The 22,324-nt window shown below is 30.2% G+C and carries 19 protein-coding genes; 8 read left to right on the top strand and 11 right to left on the bottom strand.

The features are described from left to right. Nucleotides 1–32: 32 nt before the first annotated feature. The 5 genes from FRY74_RS04230 (at nt 33) to FRY74_RS04210 (ending at nt 7,831) form a co-directional block, all read left to right on the top strand. Nucleotides 33–1,151 (top strand): hypothetical protein, encoded by a 1,119-nt coding sequence (locus tag FRY74_RS04230; RefSeq protein ID WP_147098958.1) that lies wholly within the window; start codon nt 33–35, stop codon nt 1,149–1,151. Nucleotides 1,152–1,164: 13 nt separating this feature from the next. Further along, complete coding sequence (locus FRY74_RS04225; protein WP_147098956.1) at nt 1,165–2,409, top strand: C1 family peptidase; 1,245 nt, start codon at nt 1,165–1,167, stop codon at nt 2,407–2,409. A gap of 9 nt (nt 2,410–2,418) precedes the next feature. Beyond that, nucleotides 2,419–2,892, top strand: coding sequence for a hypothetical protein (locus FRY74_RS04220; protein ID WP_147098954.1), 474 nt, complete (start codon nt 2,419–2,421; stop codon nt 2,890–2,892). 308 nt (nt 2,893–3,200) lie between these two features. Next, nucleotides 3,201–3,593, top strand: a complete 393-nt coding sequence (locus FRY74_RS04215; RefSeq protein ID WP_147098952.1) for a hypothetical protein — start codon at nt 3,201–3,203, stop codon at nt 3,591–3,593. Then, nucleotides 3,590–7,831, top strand: coding sequence for a CUB domain-containing protein (locus FRY74_RS04210; RefSeq protein ID WP_147098950.1), 4,242 nt, complete (start codon nt 3,590–3,592; stop codon nt 7,829–7,831). Before FRY74_RS04215 ends, FRY74_RS04210 begins: the two co-directional genes overlap by 4 nt. Nucleotides 7,832–7,904: 73 nt before the next feature. Here FRY74_RS04210 and FRY74_RS04205 read toward each other — a convergent pair whose 3' ends face one another. From FRY74_RS04205 to FRY74_RS04180, 6 genes are all read right to left on the bottom strand, one after another. Further along, on the bottom strand, nt 7,905–8,093 hold the full coding sequence (locus tag FRY74_RS04205) for a hypothetical protein (protein ID WP_147098948.1): 189 nt from the start codon (nt 8,091–8,093) through the stop codon (nt 7,905–7,907). Nucleotides 8,094–8,158: 65 nt separating this feature from the next. Next, a complete protein-coding gene (hppD, locus tag FRY74_RS04200) occupies nt 8,159–9,316 on the bottom strand; it encodes a 4-hydroxyphenylpyruvate dioxygenase (RefSeq protein WP_394344894.1) in 1,158 nt (385 codons plus the stop codon). A gap of 26 nt (nt 9,317–9,342) precedes the next feature. Further along, complete coding sequence (locus tag FRY74_RS04195; protein ID WP_147098944.1) at nt 9,343–10,503, bottom strand: homogentisate 1,2-dioxygenase; 1,161 nt, start codon at nt 10,501–10,503, stop codon at nt 9,343–9,345. Nucleotides 10,504–10,677: 174 nt separating this feature from the next. Then, nucleotides 10,678–11,118, bottom strand: a complete 441-nt coding sequence (locus FRY74_RS04190; protein WP_147098942.1) for a 6-pyruvoyl trahydropterin synthase family protein — start codon at nt 11,116–11,118, stop codon at nt 10,678–10,680. 28 nt (nt 11,119–11,146) lie between these two features. Beyond that, complete coding sequence (locus FRY74_RS04185; protein ID WP_170227941.1) at nt 11,147–14,302, bottom strand: two-component regulator propeller domain-containing protein; 3,156 nt, start codon at nt 14,300–14,302, stop codon at nt 11,147–11,149. A 65-nt stretch (nt 14,303–14,367) separates the two neighbouring features. Beyond that, nucleotides 14,368–16,710, bottom strand: coding sequence for a tetratricopeptide repeat protein (locus tag FRY74_RS04180; RefSeq protein WP_170227940.1), 2,343 nt, complete (start codon nt 16,708–16,710; stop codon nt 14,368–14,370). Between the two features lie 144 nt (nt 16,711–16,854). Here FRY74_RS04180 and FRY74_RS12855 point away from each other — a divergent pair, with 144 nt between their 5' ends. Continuing rightward, nucleotides 16,855–17,025, top strand: a complete 171-nt coding sequence (locus tag FRY74_RS12855; protein ID WP_170227939.1) for a hypothetical protein — start codon at nt 16,855–16,857, stop codon at nt 17,023–17,025. 1 nt (nt 17,026) lies between these two features. Next, complete coding sequence (locus tag FRY74_RS04175; protein ID WP_147098936.1) at nt 17,027–17,344, top strand: YbaB/EbfC family nucleoid-associated protein; 318 nt, start codon at nt 17,027–17,029, stop codon at nt 17,342–17,344. On the opposite strand, the gene FRY74_RS04170 is transcribed toward FRY74_RS04175, so the two are convergent. After that, nucleotides 17,336–18,487, bottom strand: coding sequence for a 1-acyl-sn-glycerol-3-phosphate acyltransferase (locus FRY74_RS04170; RefSeq protein WP_170227938.1), 1,152 nt, complete (start codon nt 18,485–18,487; stop codon nt 17,336–17,338). The genes FRY74_RS04175 and FRY74_RS04170 overlap by 9 nt on opposite strands. A gap of 47 nt (nt 18,488–18,534) precedes the next feature. Between FRY74_RS04170 and FRY74_RS04165 the strand changes: the two genes are divergently transcribed. Beyond that, nucleotides 18,535–19,083, top strand: a complete 549-nt coding sequence (locus FRY74_RS04165; RefSeq protein WP_147098933.1) for a hypothetical protein — start codon at nt 18,535–18,537, stop codon at nt 19,081–19,083. Here FRY74_RS04165 and FRY74_RS04160 read toward each other — a convergent pair. The 4 genes from FRY74_RS04160 to FRY74_RS04145 form a co-directional block, all read right to left on the bottom strand. Next, nucleotides 19,080–19,538 carry a hypothetical protein gene (locus FRY74_RS04160; protein ID WP_147098932.1) on the bottom strand — a complete coding sequence of 153 codons (459 nt, stop codon included), beginning with the start codon at nt 19,536–19,538 and terminating at the stop codon, nt 19,080–19,082. The genes FRY74_RS04165 and FRY74_RS04160 overlap by 4 nt on opposite strands. Nucleotides 19,539–19,667: 129 nt before the next feature. Further along, on the bottom strand, nt 19,668–20,975 hold the full coding sequence (gene nqrF / locus FRY74_RS04155) for an NADH:ubiquinone reductase (Na(+)-transporting) subunit F (RefSeq protein ID WP_147098930.1): 1,308 nt from the start codon (nt 20,973–20,975) through the stop codon (nt 19,668–19,670). Nucleotides 20,976–20,996: 21 nt separating this feature from the next. After that, entirely contained in the window at nt 20,997–21,611 is a 615-nt protein-coding gene (gene nqrE, locus FRY74_RS04150; protein WP_147098928.1) for an NADH:ubiquinone reductase (Na(+)-transporting) subunit E, read from the bottom strand. A gap of 23 nt (nt 21,612–21,634) precedes the next feature. Next, nucleotides 21,635–22,300 (bottom strand): NADH:ubiquinone reductase (Na(+)-transporting) subunit D, encoded by a 666-nt coding sequence (locus tag FRY74_RS04145; protein ID WP_147098926.1) that lies wholly within the window; start codon nt 22,298–22,300, stop codon nt 21,635–21,637. Nucleotides 22,301–22,324: the final 24 nt, after the last annotated feature.

The following is a 22,324-nucleotide window of genomic DNA, read 5'->3' as shown; positions in this document are numbered from 1 at the left end:
GCCCTAAATTTGATTCTATATTTTTTATTATAATGGCGATTGAAGTTAGAGAAGTTAAAACTGAAAAAGATTACAAAGACTTTGTAAATGTTCAGTTTACAATTTACAAAAACAACAAGTTTTGGGTACCTCCTATTAAAAAAGACGAAATAAAAGCTTTAAAAGCAGAGCATAATCCAGCTTTTAGATTTTGTAACGCAAAATTTTGGAATGCCTATAAAGATGGTAAATGCGTTGGAAGAATTGGAGGGATAATCAATGATAAATACAACGAAAAAACGAACACAAAGGTTGGTCGGTTTTCTAGAGCTGAATTTATTAATGATAAAGAAGTCGTAGATAAATTATTTACTACAGCTGAAAAATGGCTAAAAGACCAAGGAATGACCGAAGTTCAAGGTCCTTTAGGATTCACAAACCTTGATCATCAAGGAATGTTAGTTGAAGGATTTGATCATTTACCTTCTGCCGCTTCTGAATATCACCTACCCTATTACCAAGAACATTTAGTAAGATTAGGTTACGAAAAAGAAATTGACTGGATAGAATTTCGTTTGTTTTTAGAAGGGATGCCTGAAAAAGCAAAAAGAGGTGCTGAAATTGTAAAGAAAAGAAGCAATCTTACTGTTAAAAGTTTTACAAAGAATTCTGAATTACAAGAATACGCAGTTCAATTATTTGAAATTTTAAACGAAGCTTTCAAAGATTTACATAGTGTTGTTCAATTAGACAAAGAAATGATTGACTACTATGTAAAAAGATATTTAATGCTACTTAATCCTGAATTCGTTAAATTAGTATTTGATGAAGAGGATAATTTAATCGCTTTTATCATTGGTTTACCTAGCCTTTCTGAAGGTTTACAAAAAGCAAATGGAAGCTTATTCCCTTTTGGATGGTATCATTTAAATAAAGCATTAAAAAAACCTAAAGTAATAGACTTAATGCTTACAGGTATTTTACCTAAATACCAAGCAAAAGGCGTAACAGCAGTTTTATTTTATGAGTTACATGAAGTAATGGAAAAATACGGTGTAACAGAAATGGAAACAACTGGTATTTTTGAAACAAATCAAAAAGTAATTCAAAACTGGAAAAACTATGAAAACATTCAGCACAAAAGAAAAAGATGCTGGAAGAAATCACTATAATTAATTTATTCATATGAAAATAATTACACTCACACTTGCTTCATTTTTATTTATTGGAACTTTTCAAGCTCAAGTAAATAAAGACAAAGGAAACCACACCTTACCGGAAGATAAAATTCAAAACGATACCATTAAAAATAAAGAAGATGGTCATTATTATTTTACCGTTTTAAAAGATATTGAATCACTTGATGTTCAAAGTCAAGGTAGAACTGGTACTTGTTGGTCATTTTCATCATTATCATTTTTAGAGTCAGAATTAATTAGAACAGGAAAAAAACCTGTTTCACTTTCTGAAATGTTTATTGCAAGAAACGCATACTTAGAAAAAGCAATTACTTATGTAAGAATGCATGGTAATTTTAATTTCGCTGCAGGTGGAGCATTTCATGATATTCCACACATTATTAAAAAATATGGAATTGTACCAGAAGAAATTTATAAAGGATTAAACTATGGTGAAGACAAACATAACCATGCTGAAATGGATGCAATCCTTAAAGCAACAGTTGATCAAATTGTAAAGAATCCTCAAAGAAAATTAACTACATCATGGCAAACTGCCATTGAAGGAATATTAGACGCTTATTTAGGTAAGATTCCTGAAGAATTTGAATTTAATGGTAAAAAGTATACCCCTAAATCTTATGCCGAAAGTTTAGGATTAAATATGGATGATTACGTTGCTATTGGTTCATTTACACATCACCCATTTTATGAAACTTTTGTATTAGAAGTTCCTGACAACTGGGGTTTTGGTACAATTTATAATGTACCTATGGATGAAATGGAACAAATTATGAATGATGCAATTATGAATGGATATTCTATTGCTTGGGGTAGCGATGTATCTGAAAAAGGTTTTTCATTTAGCAATGGTTTAGCAATTGTTCCTGAAGATGAAGCTACAATTCAAGTTAAAGGAAAAGACAATAAACATTTTAGTGATGCAGGAGCAGATAAAGTAAGTAATGCCTTTGACGAGCCTGTTGAAGAGAAAAAAATTACACAAGAAATGCGTCAAGAAGCATTTGACAATTATCAAACACAAGATGATCATGGAATGCATATAACAGGTATTGTTTATGATCAGAAAGGAAATAAGTATTATATTGTTAAAAATAGTTGGGGTAAAGAAAACTATTCAGATGGTTACTTCTATGCTTCTGCTGCTTATGTAAAATACAAAACAATAGACTTTATGATTCATAAAGACGCATTATCTAAAGACTTAAAAAATAAACTTAACATTAAATAATTTTTTCTAATGAATGAAACACAAGAAATATTAATTGGTAAAGGGCTTAATGCCATCCGATTTGGTATTCATCGAGAAACTCTAAAAAAACAACTTGGAGAACCAACTGAAATAGAACAATTAAGTTCTGATGAAGATGACGATGAAAATGAATATTTTATTGAAGTTTGGCACTATGATGACATAGACACTTCATTTTCTTTTGATGAAGAGGATGATTGGAGATTAACCAACATTGCTTCAAATGCAGACAACTTAAGTTTTCAAGGAAAAAATATTAAGGATATGCCTCTTGAAGAATTTAAAACGCTAATTGATGAATCTGAAGTCGGTGAAATGGAAATTGAAGAATTAGAAGAAAATCAAAAGCTTTTATCAATATTAATTTCTAGCATCAATTTTTGGTTCGAAGATGGCTTACTTTCTGAAGTTCAATGGGGTGTTTTATGGACAAATGAAGACATTCCTAAATGGCCTTTATAAACTAACAACTTAAATAAATCTAAAAAGCATCCTATTAGGATGCTTTTTTGTTATTATCATTATTGAAACAATAAAACTAACCCATTTTGATAAATTATAATTATTCCTTTTAAGAACAAATAAACCAAATTACATCTTGTAAATATTAACATAACAGCACTATTATTTTATTAACACAGGTCCTTTTTTAATAGCATTATTTGTTAATTTTACACCTATAACATAAAACTGATTTACATTTAAAACTTTTCAAGCAACTTTAAGTTATTTATTACGTCTTGTTAAGTGTTAACACTTAAACTTACAAAATGAAATATTTTATAACATTTATATTTTTTTTAAGTCTCTCTTTTATTGGTTTTTCTCAAACCCAAAAAATTAAAGAGAAATCAAAGTTTGACAAAAGACATAAAAATCCTAAACCAACAATTTTTGATAAAAATCTTCGTATCGGAGAAGTAAACACTATAAATTTTTCATACAAAAAATATGGATTATTAACAATAGAAAACCTAAAAGAAGAGTTATTGAAATACGATGATAAAATTGATTCTATTGATTATAACGAACAATTATTAACATTCTCTTTTACATATAACTATCTTATGCAAAAAGAGGACCTTATAATGGAATTTGAAAAATTTGGTATTAATTATTTAGTAAAAAAAGATACTATTACTCCTAATCTTGCAAATGAATGAAAAATATATTTACATTATTTCTTTTTGGATTACTCTATATTAACAATGTATACTCTCAAACTTTTACATCTACAACAAATGTAACTATTCCTGATGCAGGAGCACAAGTTTGTTCAGGAATTGCAGTTACAGGAGTAGGCACAATAGATGGAACTTATGGTCTCACCTCAGTTTGTATTAAAATTAATCATACATATGATGGAGATTTAGATATTTTTTTAGTTGCTCCTGATGGAACTCCAATTGAATTAAGTACTGATAATGGTGGGGGTGGAAATAACTACGGTGATGGAGCAGCAAACAATGGAGGAACCCCTACTTGTTTTGAAATGACAGCTAGCGCTCTTATCACATCTGGTTCTGCTCCATTTCAAAACACATATATACCCGAAGGTAATTTATCTGATGCCAATAATGGACAGAATGCTAATGGTACTTGGAACTTGTGTGTTACCGATGACTCTGGTGGTGACACTGGTTTTATTAATGCCTGGCAGCTAACTTTTGATACTCCTCCTGCTCCACCAATAAATGATGATTGTGGAAACGCAATATTATTAACAGTAAATGCTGATGAAAATTGTACAACAACAACCTCTGGAACTGTTTTTCTAGCTACGGGATCAAGTGATGCAAACAGTTGTGGTGCAACAATAGATGATGATGATGTTTGGTTTTCTTTTGTTGCATTAAATTCTACTCATTATATTGACTTAACAAATATATCAGGAAGTTTTACTAACTTATACCTATCTGTTTACACCGGAACTTGTGGATCTTTAGGTAATGCCATTTTGTGTAGTAATGCTGATTTAGGGTCAACATTAACATCATTAACACCTGGTACAACTTACTATGTTCGTGTTTATACCAACACAACAACAGGTGGTCAAAATACGGACTTTGATATTTGCGTTTACTCAGACCCTCCTCCTATTTCTACTTGTACTGGTAATTATTATGACTCTGGTGGTGCCGGAGGTCAATATTCGGACAGTGAACTTATAGAACAGACTTATTGTTCTGATGCTGGAAATTGTATACAAATAGACTTTAATAGCTTTAATACAGAATCCGGTTATGATTATTTAGATATATACGATGGACCAAACACATCTTCTACTTTAATTGGAAGTTATTCAGGGACAAGTTTACCTAATGGTGGAACCATAACTTCTTCAACGGGTTGTTTAACTTTTGTTTTTGATTCAGATGGTAGTAGTGTGAGAGATGGTTGGGATGCTTCTATTAGTTGTGTAGCTTGTCCAACACCACCAACAAATGATGATTGTGGCTCTGCAACTGCATTAACAGTTAATACTGATGAAAACTGTACAACAACAACTTCTGCAACCTTAAACCTTGCAACTGCATCAAGCGATGCTAATAGTTGTGGCGCGACAATAGATGATGATGATGTTTGGTTTTCTTTTGTTGCTGTAAATTCTACTCATTATATTGACTTAACAAATATAACAGGAAGTTTTACTAATTTATACCTCTCTGTTTACACTGGAACTTGTGGATCTTTAGGTAATGCAATTTTATGTAGTAATGATGATTTAGGATCAACATTAACATCTTTAACACCAGGTACAACTTACTATGTTCGTGTTTATACAAACACAACAACAGGTGGTCAAAATACGGACTTTGATATTTGCGTTTACTCAGACCCTCCTCCTATTTCTACTTGTACTGGTAATTATTATGATTCTGGGGGATCTGGAGGTCAATATTCAGACAGTGAACTTATAGAACAGACTTATTGTTCTGATGCTGGAAATTGTATACAAATAGACTTTAATAGCTTTAATACAGAATCCGGTTATGATTATTTAGATATATACGATGGACCAAACACATCTTCTCCTTTAATTGGAAGTTATTCAGGGACAAGTTTACCTAATGGTGGAACCATATCCTCTTCAACGGGTTGTTTAACTTTTGTTTTTGATTCTGATGGTAGTAGTGTGAGAGATGGTTGGGATGCTTCTATTAGTTGTGTAGCTTGTCCAACACCACCAACAAATGATGATTGTGCTAATGCAACTTTAGCAACAGTTAATCCTGATGAAAATTGTACATCAACAACACCAGGTACTGTTCTTCTAGCATCTGGTTCAACAGATGCTAATAGTTGTGGAGCTACCAGAGACGATGATGATGTTTGGTTTGAATTTGTTGCCACAAATACTACTCATTATATAGACTTATTAAACATTTCTGGTTCAACTGTAGATTTATACCATTCTGTTTTTGAAGGAACTTGTGGCTCTCTAGGTAATGCTATATTATGTAGCGATCCAAACAGCAGCACATTAAATGGACTTACTATTGGTAACACTTATTATGTTAGAGTATACACCTATACTTCAACAAGTGGCCAAAATACGACATTTGATTTATGTGTAACTAGTCCTCAACCTCCACCTGTAAATGATGAATGCTCTACTCCTACCGTTGTAACTGTAAATAATGATGAGACTTGCACATTTACTACAGCAGGAACAATTCATGGAGCTACTGGATCTTCTGACGGAAATACCTGTTTTGGTACAGATGACGATGACGTTTGGTTTTCTTTTGTTGCCTTAAATGCAACTCACTATATAGATTTATTAAATGTTACAGGAAGTGTTACTGATATGTATCATGTTTTATATTCTGGTAGCTGTGGTTCACTTAATCAGATATATTGTAGTGATGCTAATTCAAGTACCGCATCAGGTTTAACAATAGGTGCGACATACTACATTAGAGTTTATACTTATACATCTTCTGGTGGTCAAGATACAGATTTTGATGTTTGCATAAGTTCAGATCCACCTCCTGTTACAGCTTGTTCTGGTAATTTTTATGACACAGGAGGTTCTGGTTCAAATTATTCAAATAATGAAAACTATTTTAAAACATATTGTTCAAGCACTCCTGGTCAATGCTTAGTTATGACCTTTACAAGTTTTAATACCGAATCTTGTTGTGATGAATTAACAATATATAACGGTCCAGACTTATCATCTCCTGTTATAGGAACATACGCAGGTTCATCATTACCTAATGGTGGAGTTATAACAGCTAACTCAGGATGTTTAACTATTTACTGGGATTCAGACTACTCTTCAACAAGTGCTGGATGGGAAGCAACAATAAGTTGTGGCGCTTGTCCTGCTCCAACATGCAGTGACGGTATTCAAAATGGAACTGAAACAGGTATAGATTGTGGAGGAACTTGTGGCGCTTGTCCTGTATGTGGTAATCCCACAACAAATGATTGGTGTTCAGATCCTGCAATACTTACACAAGGTGGCTCGGGGTGGACAAGTTCTACTTATAATTATTACACTTATGATGATCCTGGAACAAGCTTTTGTGGCTCTATTGAAAATAATTCATGGTACTTATTTACTGCTGCATCAACTACTGAAACTTTTAATTTTACCTCAATTGATAATTGTAGTTGGAATGATGGTATACAAGCAGAAGTTTTCGATGTAACAACAGATGCTAACGGATGTTGTACTTCTCTAAGTTCAGTTTCAAACTGTTGGAATCCTGGATATGTAACTTCTGGTACAGTAACTGCAACTGGATTAACAATTGGTAATGATTATTACCTTATGGTTGATGGGTATGCTGGAGATTATTGTGAATTTACAGTTAGTAATTGGAGTGCAACTGGGATTCTTCCTGTTACACTTACTAACTTTAAAGGACACAACTATAAGGGTGGTAATAAACTTATTTGGACAACTCAATCAGAAGTAAATAATGATTATTTTATAATTCAAAGAGCTAAAGATGCAAAAAACTTTGATGATGTAGGTATTGTTGACGGTAACGGAAACTCAAACATTGAAAATAATTATGAATTTATAGATGATGAATCTTTATCTGGAATAAACTATTACAGATTAAAACAGATTGATTTTAATGGTGATTATGAACATTCACGAATCATTGTGCTTAAATCAATTAATTCAATAGATGTTGCTATCTACCCTAACCCTTCTGCAGATAATTTGTATTTCGATTTAAGTGATAGTAACGATGAAGTATTAACGATAAGTTATACTAATATGACTGGAATTACTTTAAAGGAGAAAATTCAAACCTCTAAAGAAATGAACACATACAAAGTAAACGAATTTAAAAAATTGAGTTCAGGAATATATATGATGCAAATTCTTAATGAGAAAAATGAAATCATAAAATATCAAAAAATTGTCAAGAAATAAACTCTTTATGTCTAATCATAAAAAAAGCAGCTATAAATAGCTGCTTTTTTATTTCTGATAAGAATATAAATTTCTAATGATGACTTTCTCCTGTATCTTTATTATACAACAAAACTGCCACTATTGATCCTATAATTACTAATGCCATTGAAAAGACTTGTAATAATTCACTTTCCACAGATAAGTTCATATAAGCTGGCTGAAAAGGTATTAAAGCTAAAAATAAAGCTATAGCTACTGCAATTAATCTATTTTTCTTCATAATATTAAATTTAAAACTTAAAGATATAAAAAAAACGGAGTTAACTAACTCCGTTTTTTAAAAAATTATAAAGTTCCTCTTTTCTCTTGTTCTCTTTCTATTGATTCAAACAATGCTTTAAAGTTTCCAGCTCCAAATCCTCGAGCTCCCATTCTTTGAATAATCTCAAAAAATAAAGTAGGTCTATCTTCAACAGGTTTTGTGAAAATCTGTAATAAATAACCTTCTTCATCAGCATCAATCATAATACCTAATCCTTTTAAGGTTTCAATATCTTCTCTTAATTCATGACTGTGCTCTTCTAACCTACCTGGTACAGCTCTATAATACTCCTCTGGTGGTGTTGATAAAAATTCTATACCTCTAGCTCTTAATTTACTAACTGTAGTAATTATATCATCTGTAGCAACTGCAATATGCTGTGCTCCTGGTCCTTCATAAAAATCAAGATATTCTTCAATTTGAGATTTCTTTTTACCTTCTGCTGGTTCGTTAATTGGAAATTTAATTCTACCATTTCCATTACTCATAACTTTACTCATTAAAGCAGAATATTCAGTATGAATTTGCTTATCATCAAACGATAAAAAGTTAACAAAGCCCATCACATCTTCATAAAACTTAACCCATTTATCCATTTCATTCCAACCAACATTTCCAACCATGTGATCAATAAACTTTAAACCTGTTGGTTCTGGATTATAATCTGACTCCCATTTTTGATAGCCAGGTAAAAATACTCCATTATAGTTTTTACGTTCTACAAAAATATGTACCGTTTCTCCGTAAGTATAAATTCCTGAACGTACAACTTCTCCATGCTCATCTTTTTCTATAGTTGGTTCCATAAAAGATTTAGCGCCTCTTTTTGTCGTTTCTTCCCATGATTTTGTAGCATCATCAACCCAAAGAGCAACAACTTTTACTCCATCTCCATGCTTTACTATATGATCGTTTATAGGAGATTTTGAATTTAATGGAGTTGTTAAAACAATTTTAATTTTATCTTGTTTTACTACATAAGAAGCATATTCTCTATTACCAGTTTCTAACCCTTTGTATGCATATGATTGAAATCCAAAAGCTGACTTGTAAAAGTGAGCTGCTTGTTTTGCATTACCAACATAAAACTCAACATAGTCCGTTCCTAATAAAGGAAGAAAATCTTGTGCTCCTTCAAATATTTTTTCTAATCCGTATTCAACGTTTTTTATATCACTCATAATAATTTCTTTTTTTTAAATAAATATTAATGTTCTAACCAAGATTTGAAATAATCTTCATCTTGAATATCTAATGCTTGTTTTGTTACTTTCAATGGTTTAAATGTATCAACCATTACAGCCAATTCTTCAGTTTCTTTTTGACCAATACTTCTTTCCATAGCTCCAGGGTGTGGTCCATGAGGGATACCTGCAGGATGTAATGTAATTTGGCCTTGCTCTATATTATTTCTACTCATAAAATCTCCATCAACATAATATAATACTTCATCAGAATCAATATTACTATGGTTATATGGAGCAGGTATAGCTTGTGGATGATAATCATACAACCTAGGTACAAATGAACAAATGACAAAAGTTGTAGTTTCAAATGTTTGATGAATTGGAGGTGGTAAATGAACTCTTCCTGTTATAGGTTCAAAATCATGTATTGAGAATTTGTAAGGAAAATTATATCCATCCCATCCAACAACACTAAAAGGGTGAGCAGCATAAACATACTCATGAATCATTTCTTCCTTTTTAACTTTTACAATAAATTCACCCGTTTCATCATAAGTTTCTAATTCAGATGGTGGATGTATATCTCTTTCGCAAAATGGAGAATGTTCAAGATGTTGTCCAAACCAATTTCTATAACCTTTTGGTGTGTAAACTGGTTGTTTTGATTCTACAATAAACAATCTATTTTCCTCTGTATCGAATGAAATTTGATATATCATCCCTCTTGGTATAACTAAATAATCACCATATTCAAAATCAATATTTCCTAGAAGTGTTCTTAGTTTCCCTGTTCCTTTATGAATAAAAATAACTTCATCAGAATCTGTATTCTTATAAAAATATTCTGTTAACGATTGCTTTGGTGATGCAAGAGCAATTATACAATCTGAGTTAAATAAAACAGGAACTCTACTTTCTAAATAATCATTCTTTGGTGAAACCTTAAATCCTTTTAGGCTAATCGACTTCATGTTTTTATCTATTGCTGCAATTGGTTCTACAGAATATGATTTTAACACATCTTTTACCTGTGTAGGTCTTTGAGTATGATAAAGTAATGATGACATACCATCAAAACCAACAGTTCCAAAAAGTTCTTCATAATAAAACTTTCCTTCTGGGCTTTTAAACACAGTATGCCTTTTTTGAGGTATATTACCTAATTTGTGATATCTTGGCATTTTATAATATTTTTTTGATTAATGAATACTTTAACTTTAAAGTATGGTATTCACTCAGGATCTCTTTTGAGTTCTTTCTTTATTCTAACCTTATATTGGATGACTCTTAAAATCATAGTAAGGTAAAGATACAAAATTGAAGAATGGAAAAAAAATGATAAAAATCAATATTTTTTAGTTGTCTGATTCAAACCATTCCGCATAAGAAGTTGGAGTTTCTCTTAAAAAAAGGTAGGTAAGCGATAAATTTTCAGGCAACTCTTTTTTTATTAAATCAGCATAATAAATTAAAAGGTTCTCACAAGTTGGTTGGAATGGAACACGAATTAGTTTATTCATAAATTCAAACTGAGATACATTTATTTCCATTTTTTCATTTAGAACTAAAGCATGATCATAGACATCAACAACTAAATCTTTTACAATCTTCTTAATAATACCAAAATCAACGACCATACCTTCATCAGAATCAGAAGAGCCAGTTTTCACATCTCCTTTTACACTTACTTTTAATTTGTATGAATGTCCATGTATATTTTTACATGGACCATCATAACCAAGTAATGCATGAGCCATTTCAAAATCAAACTCTTTTGTAATTCTAATAACTGACATAATATAATTTTTACGCGAAATTAATAAATTACAATTTAGTTCCTATTACAATTATATCGTCCACTTGCTCCATCTTTCCTTTCCATTCACTCATAGCATCAATTAAAATTTCCTTTTGTTCGTCCATAGGTTTTGAATTAATAGAAAGTAATAATTGTTTAAATTGTTTATACCTGAATTTTTTTCCATTTGGACCACCAAACTGATCAGCATAACCATCTGAAAATAAATACAATGTATCTCCTTTTGATAATTTAAAACTATTATTGTTATACTTTTTATTACTCTCAGAATAACTTCCTATTGGAAAACGATCAGCCTTAACTTCAAATAACATTAATCCATTTTCATCAACCATATTATATCCAATAGCCTCTCCCTTATCAGTAGTTAAATTGTTTTTAGAAATAATATATAAAGGATTATACGCTCCTGAAAATTCAAGAATACCAGTTTGATTATCAAAAGTGCATAAAGCTATATCCATACCATCTTTTATATGGTGGCTATCTACTCCTTTTCTTAGTGTCTCCTCAACCCCTTTATTCAGTTCATTTAAAATTTCAGCTGGTTCTGTAATTCCATATTCACCAACAATTTTATCTAATAAGTTATAACCTACAATACTCATAAATGCACCTGGTACACCATGTCCTGTACAATCGACTGCCGCAAATAAAGATTTACTATCCTTTGTTGCTAACCAATAAAAATCACCACTCACAATGTCCTTTGGATCAAACAAAACAAATGTTTGAGGCAATTCTTTTGTAAACATATCATTTGAAGGCAAAATAGCATCTTGTATTCTTTTAGCATATGTTATACTATCAATGATATCTTTATTCTTTTGAGCTATCTCTGCACTTTTCTGAACTACTTCTTCAGTTCTCTCTATAACTTTTTCTTCTAATATTTGCTTTTCTTTAATCAACTGCTTCTCTCTATACTTAACAAAAGAAAAAACAATAATTGTAATTAGTAAGATGCAAATTATAATAAACCATGTGCGCTGCCATATTGGAGGTGTTATTTTAAAACTAAATGTTTCTGGTTCACTATTCCAAACTCCGTTGTTATTAGAGGCTTTTACCTTAAATTTATATTTACCAGGAGGTAATGGTGAATAGGTTTCTATCGTTTGCTTTGTTAAAGGTCTCCAATCTTCATCAGCTCCCTCTAACATTACCTGATAGTAAACTTGATTAGGATTAGTTAAACAAATACTCCCATAATCAAAGACTATAGATTTTTCTCTATAATTTAATTCAGTACCATCGATTAATGGTCGATCTTCTAGATTTACTCTAAAACGTGTAATTTGAGTTAACGGTTCTAATTTATTATCGTGAAGTTTATTAGTATTTAATTTAACAACACCTTTAATTGTTCCAAACCATAAACTTCCATCCTTATCTTTATACGTAGCATTGTTTTTTGATTCAATACCAACATATCCCATTTTTTGATTATATGAATAAAACTTTTGATCTACAGGATTAAATTTATTTAAACCTTTGTTTGTTCCTATCCAAATTGCGCCTTCATTATCAATATTTAATAATGAAATATAATCAGATAGTAATCCATCTTTAGAACCATATTTTGCAATTACTTTTTTACCATTATAAACAATAACTCCCTTACCTTCAGTTCCTATCCAAATATTACCTTTTTGATCTTCAATTATTGATGTTGGAGATATTTTAATATTTAAATCCAATTTCTGAATATCCACACCATCAATAGTTGATATACCTTTACCTCTAGCTCCAACCCAAATTTTATTTTTTGAGTCACAGTAAATTGCTGTAATATCATTTCCTGCCAAGCCATTATCTTGAGTTAATCTATTAGATAGTTGATTATTAATTTCATAATAAACTAATCCATCAGTAGTTCCAACCCATAAATTATTTGATTTATCAACTTCTAAGGCTGTAATTAGTGGCTGCAGCATAAATGAGTTAATTCTATAACTCATATCGAATCGATCTGAATTAGAGTTGTACTGCATTACGCCCCCACCCCATGTTCCAATCCAAATATTACCTGTTTTATCTTCTTTTATATATCGAACTTCTTCAAAAGCTAATCCATTTTCCTCATTGTAGTTTTTTATTACATTAAATTCATTTATTACCGTAACCCCCTTATTTGTACCTATCCAATTTTGATTTTTTTCATCTGTGAGTATAGCCCAAACCTGATTATTTAACAATCCTTCTTTTTCACCAAAAGAAAGAAATTGTTCTCCCTTAAAAATTAATAGTCCATTTTCTTTAGTTCCAATCAATAAATTTCCTTCTCTATCACCATTTAAACATCTAATTTTACTGTCTAATATTCCATTCTCATTACTAATAGAAAAAAGTGATTTATTAGGATTAACTTTTGTTATTCCTCCTCCCCAAGTCCCTATCCAAATATTGTTTTTTGCATCTTGATAAAAAGAAGTAATCCAATTATGAGCTAATCCATCTCTGACGTCATATATTTTTAATTTACTTTCTTTTTTGCTATACTCATATGCTCCACCATTATATGACCCAAACCATAAATTTCCTTCCTTACTTTCGAACATACATATAATCTGAAAATAAGAAGGCATGTCTTCAATTTGAAATTTTAAAAACTCCTCTTTTTCAATGTTATAATATTTTACACCAACATCAGTAACAAAACATATTGTATTATCTATTAATTTATAAACTTGGAAAACAACATCACTCAAACCTTCCTGGCCTTTGTACTGTTTAAATTTTAAAGAGTCTTTAGAAAGTGTATATGGATTTGTAATTTTAATAACTCCGCCTTTAAATGATGAAACCCACAAATTACCTACAGCATCCTCTTCAAAAGAAGTAATATCTGCACTCATACTTAACACTAATTCTATCTTACCATCAACAATTCTAGAAATACCACCATCAACATGTCCAATCCAAATATGTTCAGATTGATCAATGTAAATAGATTTAACAGCACCTTCTGCTAGTCCATTTTCAGTTGTATAGTTTATAAAATCTTTGCCGTTAAATTTAGATAAACCACTTGCTGTACCCATCCATACAAACCCATTTTTATCTTGTTGGATTGAATATACACTCGATTGAGCTAAACCTTCTTTTACACTATAAGAATCAAAATGGTATTTCTGACTGAAAACAAAATTTGCGCTCAAAAAAAGAGCCGACAAGAAAAAGATCTTGCCGGCAATATAAAATCTATTAATATTCATTTAAGAATCTATTTTTTAATAAAGAAAAAAGTTCCATTTTCATCTTCTAGCCCAGCAATTTTTCCAAATTTTGGTTTTTGCGATGACCCATTTTTTTGAACTGCTGAACTTACTTTAGAAACTATAGTTTCTATAGGAATACATGAGTTAGGATTGCCTGATAAAGTACTTGCAAATGTCTTTGTAAATTGAGAATTATCAACAGCTAATTCATATCCAGCAGAAGAAAAAACTTGAGATGATTTAAACTTTGTTGCTTGCCAGTCATTACAGCTTCTATCTTTAGGAGTAGAACGCATAGCTTGATAAAAAGATGGTCCTGATTCACATGCGTCAGTTACAACTAAAGTATGAGTTATAAATTTAGAATATGATTGCATTGCAGCTTTTAAGTTATTGATATTGAAATAAGTAAATTCTTCATCACGCTTTGCATCTACAGGTATCCAATATCCAGACTCATTAATAAATTTTCCATGACCTGCATACCAAACTAACAATGAATTTACTCTGTTGCTCCTAACTAAATCTCTTAACTCAATTGAAAAGAATTTTTCTAACTGAGATTTAGTCATATTAGATTTATGAATTACATTGTGAATTTTATATTTTGCAAAAGCAGACTTCATCATTGTAACATCTTTTGTTGGTCCATCTAAACTTGCAAAAGTTTTATAATTGGAATTTTCAATAAAAATAACCCATGTTTTACCCATAGGATTATCGCCTAATAAAGCAATATTTTCTCTATTAATCGTAAATGATTTTTCTGCGATATTACCATAGATATCTTCTGCTATAACCTTAAAGCCATCCTTATTCATAATATTTATATTCGCCGAAAAAGTTGGGTTAGTTTTATCTATAACAAAACTTGCTGTAGAGCCTTCTATTACTATTTTTTTTATCAAACTTTCATCATTTATAACCCCTTCAATGTAAAGTGTTGGATCATCTGAATCTAAATATATAGCACCATCATCTGATGCATATGGTGCCATTAATTTGATAATAGGTGAATTAATTTCAGTTTCTATAATTTCATACTGCCATGATTCAGAGTTCTGATATACATCAAAAGCAGAAATAGTAACATTTTTCAAATCATTTAACTTCAACTCGAATTCAAATTTAGGATTTATAGAATCTTTATTGAAAATAGCATCTTTACCATTTATTTTGATAAAATCAATATTACTTTCATCTAAAATTTGACCTTTTATAATGTATGATTCTAGTCCTTTCGCTATAGGCATTTTCCCGTCTAAAGTAGCAGATGGAGATTCAATCAAAATTTTAGGATTATTACTTTCTTTACTTAACTCATATAATCTTTGTTTTGCTTCATCATATAACTTTAAAGCTTTACCATCATAAGGAGTTAACGTTTTAATTGTTTGATAGTCTTTTACTGCAGATTTGTAATCTAAAAGTACCTCATATGACTTTGCACGTTGATAATAAAGGAAATAATCCTCTTTATTTAATCGAATTGCAGTACTATAATCAGCTATTGCATTTTGATGCTGATTTAAAAGTTGAAATGTATTTCCTCTTTTAACATAATAAGCTGTTTCATTTGGATGTAGAGCTATTATTTTTGAAATATCATCTAAAGCCTGCTGAGTTTTGTTTGCTCCAAGATTAATCTCTGATCTTAATAATAAACCCTTAACATTTTTTGGATCTAATAAAAGCCCCTTATCACATACTTCTAGAGCTTTATCAAACATGTCCATTTTAAGATTAGCATGAGCTAAACCTAAATGAGCTTCAACAGATTCTTTGGAATAAAATATTGCTCTACTAAAACTATAAGCAGCATCTTTATAATTCATTAAGCTATCTTGAGATATTCCTTTTAAATAATAATTATTACTACTCTTAATTTTTGAAATAGCATCATCAGCATTAGAAACTGCTTCAGTAAATTTTTTCAAGGCAATCAATGCTAAAGTTCTATATTCATAAGCTTCTTCAAGTTTCTTATCATTATCGATTGCTTTAACTAATTCAGCTTCAGCTTCAGTAAACTTATTTAATTTAAAATATACTCTTCCTAAATTTAAATAGTATTCAGCTTCTTTTGATTTAAATGTTATAGCTTGTTTGAAATCCAAAACTGCTTTATCTAAATCATTAGTATTTTCATAACTTAAACCTCTATAGTTTAACGCTCTATCATGATCGTTTTTAGATTCAAGTACTTTAGTAAATTCAATTATTGCATTGGTATAGTCTTGATTAGCAAAACTCTTTTCTCCATTTTTATATGCCGTAAAATAATTTTGAGCATTTATTATCGTAATACTTAAAAGCAAAAAATTAAATATTAAAAGTATTTTTTTCATCATTTTAGATATAACTAATTCATAATCAATACTCCACAAAATTAATCAATATTCCTATGAATTACTTGTTTTTATAGATAAAAAGCTTAATACTTATTCACAAATGTTACCCTCATTTTGTTAATTTTGATCAAAAATAAATCTATGCTTCAAAAAGATAAAATCAAAATTATTGTCGTTTTAACTTTAATTATTGCTATGGGAATAACTTATTTTTTTGAAGGTAAAGAATCATTAGTAATGAAAATTGTTGCAGGATTGAGTCTAGTAATTTGGCTTGTAACCTTGCTATTTTTAAATAAAAAATACAATTAATATGTTAGGGAATTTTTTTAATAAAAAAATGCTTGGTAAAATGGGAGCCATGCAAGAGCAATTAGAAGAAATTAAAGCTAAACTGGATAAAATAACTGTTATAGGTGAAGCAGACGGAGGTATTTGTAGAGTTATTGCTACCGGCAATAGAACCATTAAAGAAATAACTTTACTTGATAATTTTCATCAATCTGCAACTAAACAAGAAATAGAGTCTGCAATTACACAAGCTTCTAATAGAGCGTTAGAACAAGCTACTAGAGTTGAGCAAGGAGAAATGAGTCAAGCTGCAATGAGTATTCTTCCTGGGTTAGGATAATGCTTCTAATCGGTTTTTAACAGGATTTGCATACATACTCAAAAACAATCTTCTTGCATCATCATTATTTTGATTTATTGAAGTTAGTTTTTCTTTAACATAACAAATAAAATCTTCTTTTTTATTGAATGTATATTTAGACTTAAACTCATTTGAGTTATTCAATAAATCATAAGCAATATAGTTTGTAGGCCATAAATGATAATTTAAATAAACTTCTTTATCTATTATTGAAGCAATTCGCTTAATTATCTCATTTCTATTTGTTATATCTCTAAACTCTTCTATTCGATCATTTATCAAATTTGAAAAGGTAATTTTAATATTCCCTTTTTTTCCTTGAATTCCTCTAACCATATGCTGAACATCCTCATTAGGTCTTTTCACATAGCTCTCACCATTTTCCTTGGCTAGTAATTCAGTAATTTTCAATTCATCGCATGGGTCATATTCATAAGAAATACTCACAGGTGTTATGTTCATATTTTTATAAAAATCAATCAGATTTATATCAGAACTTAAAGCAAACATTTTTAGCACACCTGGATTTGTTTTATCATTACCATCTTTAGCTCGCCCTTCTCTTTGAGCTATCCATATCGACTGTTTATTTTCTAATAAAGTATACTGAATATAAGATGATAGTTGTATTGAAGCAGCTAACATCTCTTGTTTTGGAACATTACGTTGAACAATAAAACTTTTATTCAGTCTAACTAAATCTTTTACCCAAGGAATACCTAGCAAATTACTACCAATTGCTATTTCACATGTGTTCATCTTGTATTTATCAAGACCAAAGTTAATTAGCGCAGAATCCAAAACAATATCTCTGTGATTTGAAATAAACAAACGAGCACCTTTCTCTTCATTTATATTTTCTAAACCTTTAAAAGTTATTTGTGAAATTGATCGTTTTTCTATTTCATAAATAAAACGACATACAAAATTAGATTGAAACTCATTTATTGTTCTATATGACAACAACTGTTCTTTAAGCTCTATTATTGAATAATCTTCAAAGTATGAATTTATTGCTTCTAAGAATACCGGTTCTTCTAACAAACGATTAATTACAGGCAAATATTCACTATTGTTATATGATCTTATATTTTCAAAATTCACAATTCCTATTTTTCTCAAAAATATTATCTATTTTTAATATTCGCTAATTAATAACTGATAATCGTATGAAATATAGTTTTATTCTAATTTTATTAAGTACTATTTTAATGGGTTGCCCTTATCAAAGTGATGTTGAACTTAATACTTATGAGGAATCGCTTAAAGTTGACAAAAACTTAATTGATAACTGGGTTTCATACCATGATGATTATTCAAGAGAGGAACTAAGTATAGAAAAACTAGCAAAATCAGTTGTAGGAATTTCACACAAGGAATTTGATTCAAAAAACCGATTAAAAGGAAGTAATAAATTTAGAGCTTATGCAACAGAGATTGATGCTATAACTATATTTAATATAGAATCTGACAATGGTAAATATATGTTTTTAAAATATGGATGGACTGGAAAAAATGAATTCTACATTCAAGCTGTTAACGCTGAATTCGTTGAAGAAAATTTAAGATCTGATTCTCTTTCGACAGAAGAGCTCAGAACTTTTTTTACGAAAAATGTAAACCAAGAGAAGATGTTTGAAGAAAAATTAGAGTTTTATAGAAAAGATTCCCCTGAACATTTAAAAGTTAAAATGTTCATGAAAAAATCAGGTTTTTAATCTTCAACATTTAGGACTTCTGATTGTTCTTTTTTAATACTTTTCGAGTATGGTACATTAAAATTGAAACTTCCTTTACTCTTTTTATATTCAATCAAGGCTGAAGGAAAATCTAAATCAGACTCATCAACACCTTCACGCTTTTTTAATAATTCCATAACAAACATAAAGGGGTCTGCACCTTTATCTCCCTCAAACGTTGATATAGCTACTCTTTTAGGTATAAAACCCTCTTTAATCAATTCTAGAGTATAATATTTTTCCAATTCAAGGTCATAAGAAAACTTTTTAGCCCACTTATCTGAAGAAACAAGATTATTATCCTCATAAAGATTAATGGTAACATCTCTCATCTTATTATTCTCTTCATCTACAAGATAACCTGTAAAGTTTACTTGAGAGAAGATTAACATTGGAAATATAAATAAGTATGTAAATAATAAAAACCTTTTCATAATTAGCTATAATACGAAATAGTATAACATAAGTTACCATTAAAAAATAGTTTAACTATAAACTATTTTAAAAATAAAAAAAGGCTCTAAATAATAGAACCTTTTTTTATTAAAAATCATGTAGATTAATTAACCTCCAAAGTCATCAAATCTTATGTTCTCATCAGCCAAACCAAAGTCTTCACCCATTTTTTGAACTGCATTGTTCATCATTGGAGGACCACAGAAATACAATTCTAAATCTTCTGGATTTTCATGCTTATTTAAATATTGTTCTATTACAACATTATGAATAAAGCCAACGAAACCATCTCCTTCTTTATCATCAATATCTTTCATTACTTTCCAGTTATCAGATTCCATAGGTTCTGATAAAGCCATGAAAAATCTAAAGTTTGGAAAATCTTTTTCTAAATCTCTAAAGTAATGGATATAAAATAATTCACCTTTAGAACGACCTCCATACCAATAAGTCACTTTTCGGCCTGTTTTAAGCGTTTTAAATAATTCATACAAATGAGATCTCATTGGAGCCATTCCAGCTCCACCTCCGACATACAACATTTCAGCATCTGAATCATTGATAAAGAATTCTCCATAAGGACCAGAAACTATTACTTTATCTCCAACTTTTTGATTAAAGATATAAGATGAAGCAACTCCAGGATTAACATCCATCCATGTATTTTTTGCTCTATCGAAAGGAGGAGCGGCAACCCTAACATTTAACATAATTCTACGTCCTTCAGCAGGGTAAGAAGCCATAGAATATGCTCTAACAACTTCTTCGTCATTTTTCATTACTAAGTTTCTGATAGCAAATGGACCTTCAGCCCAATCTTTTTCAAATTTATCTGGTTCTCCTGGATGATCTTGTGGATGTGCTTTAACATCCATATCTGAAAATTTAACAGTACATGGTGGTATTTTAATCTGAATATACCCACCTGCTTTGTAATCCATATCTTCTGGAATCTCAACAATAAACTCTTTGATATAAGTAGCTACATTGTAATTTGAAACAACAGTTGCTTCCCATTCTTTAATACCAAGTATTTCTTCTTCAATCTCAATCTCCATATCCTCTTTCACTTTTACCTGACAGCCTAAACGATGGTTTGTTGCGATTTCTTTACGAGTAAAGTTTGGAATTTCAGTAGGTAAAATTGACCCTCCACCACTATGAACTTGACATACACATTGAACACATGTACCACCACCTCCACAAGCAGAAGGTAAAAATATACCTTGACCACTCAAAGTATTTAATAGTGTATCACCACCATCTACTTCAATTTCTCTTTCTCCGTTGTTTATGTTAATTTTAATTTTACCTGAAGGCATTAATTTAGCTTTTGCAAACAATAATACACTTGTAAGCGCAAGAACTACAATTAAAAAAACAACGATTGTTATTATTATTACACTAGTATCCATAATATCTATCTAAAAAATATATTAAAGTTCAAAACCTAAAAAGCCTAAGAAAGCCAAGCCCATTAAACCAGTTAGTATAAATGCCATACCAACTCCTCTTACTGGAGCAGGAATATGTGAGTATTTAATTTTTTCTCTAATTGCAGCAATTAATACTATTGCTAAAAACCAACCAAATCCAGATCCAAGACCATATACCGTAGCCTCTCCTATATTAGCAAATTGTTTTTGTTGCATAAATAATGCTGCTCCTAAAATTGCACAGTTTACAGCAATAAGTGGTAAGAAAATACCTAATGCTCCATAAAGTGATGGAGAAAATTTCTCAACTAACATTTCTACTAATTGAACAATAGAAGCAATTACAGCAATAAACATTATAAAACTTAAAAAGCTTAAGTCCATTGTTGCATATTCTTCGCCTAACCATGACAAAGCACCTTCTGCTAATACGTATGTTTCTAAAAGGTAATTGATTGGTATAGTCACTACTAATACAAAGATTACTGCTGATCCTAAACCTACTGCAGTTTTAACTGTTTTAGATACTGCCAAATATGAACACATTCCAAAGAAGAATGTAAATATCATATTATCAATAAAGGCACTTTTTATAAATATATTAATGTATTCCATTTCTTTTATATAATAAGTTATAATTAGCTTTCAATTAAATCTGGATTTCTATACTTCTGAACCCAAATATAAATACCTACAATAAATAATGATGATGGAGGTAATAACATTAATCCGTTATCCATATACCCCATGTCATAAATACCTATTGCCTTAAATATTTCAAACTTTTCGAATCCTGGAATTGTTAATGCTCCAGAACCAAATAACTCTTTGAAAAAAGCAACAACTATTAAAACTAAACCATATCCAAAACCATTACCTACACCATCTAAAATAGATGCCCATGGTTTGTTTCCTAATGCGAAAGCTTCAAGACGTCCCATGATAATACAGTTAGTAATAATTAAACCTACGAATACAGATAGTTTTTTAGAAACATCATATACATAAGCTTTTAAAACTTGGTCAACTATAATAACCAAACCTGCTACAATTACCAATTGAACGATAATTCTAATTTTGCTTGGTATTACATTTCTCATTAAAGAAACAATTAAGTTTCCTAATACAAGAACGGCAGTTACCGCAACTGACATAACTATTGCGTTATCCATTTGTACTGTTACAGCTAAAGCTGAACAGATACCTAACACCTGGATTGTAACAGGGTTAATCTTGTTTAATGGATTTGTGATTAAAGCTTTATTTTTCTTAGAAAATAAAGATTCTGATTTTGTTTCGCTCATTTTAATTTAAATTTACGTTTAGCG

The organism is Vicingus serpentipes, assembly GCF_007993035.1.
Taxonomy (GTDB): Bacteria; Bacteroidota; Bacteroidia; order Flavobacteriales_E; family Vicingaceae; genus Vicingus; species Vicingus serpentipes.
This window is presented reverse-complemented; position numbering and strand designations above follow the sequence as displayed.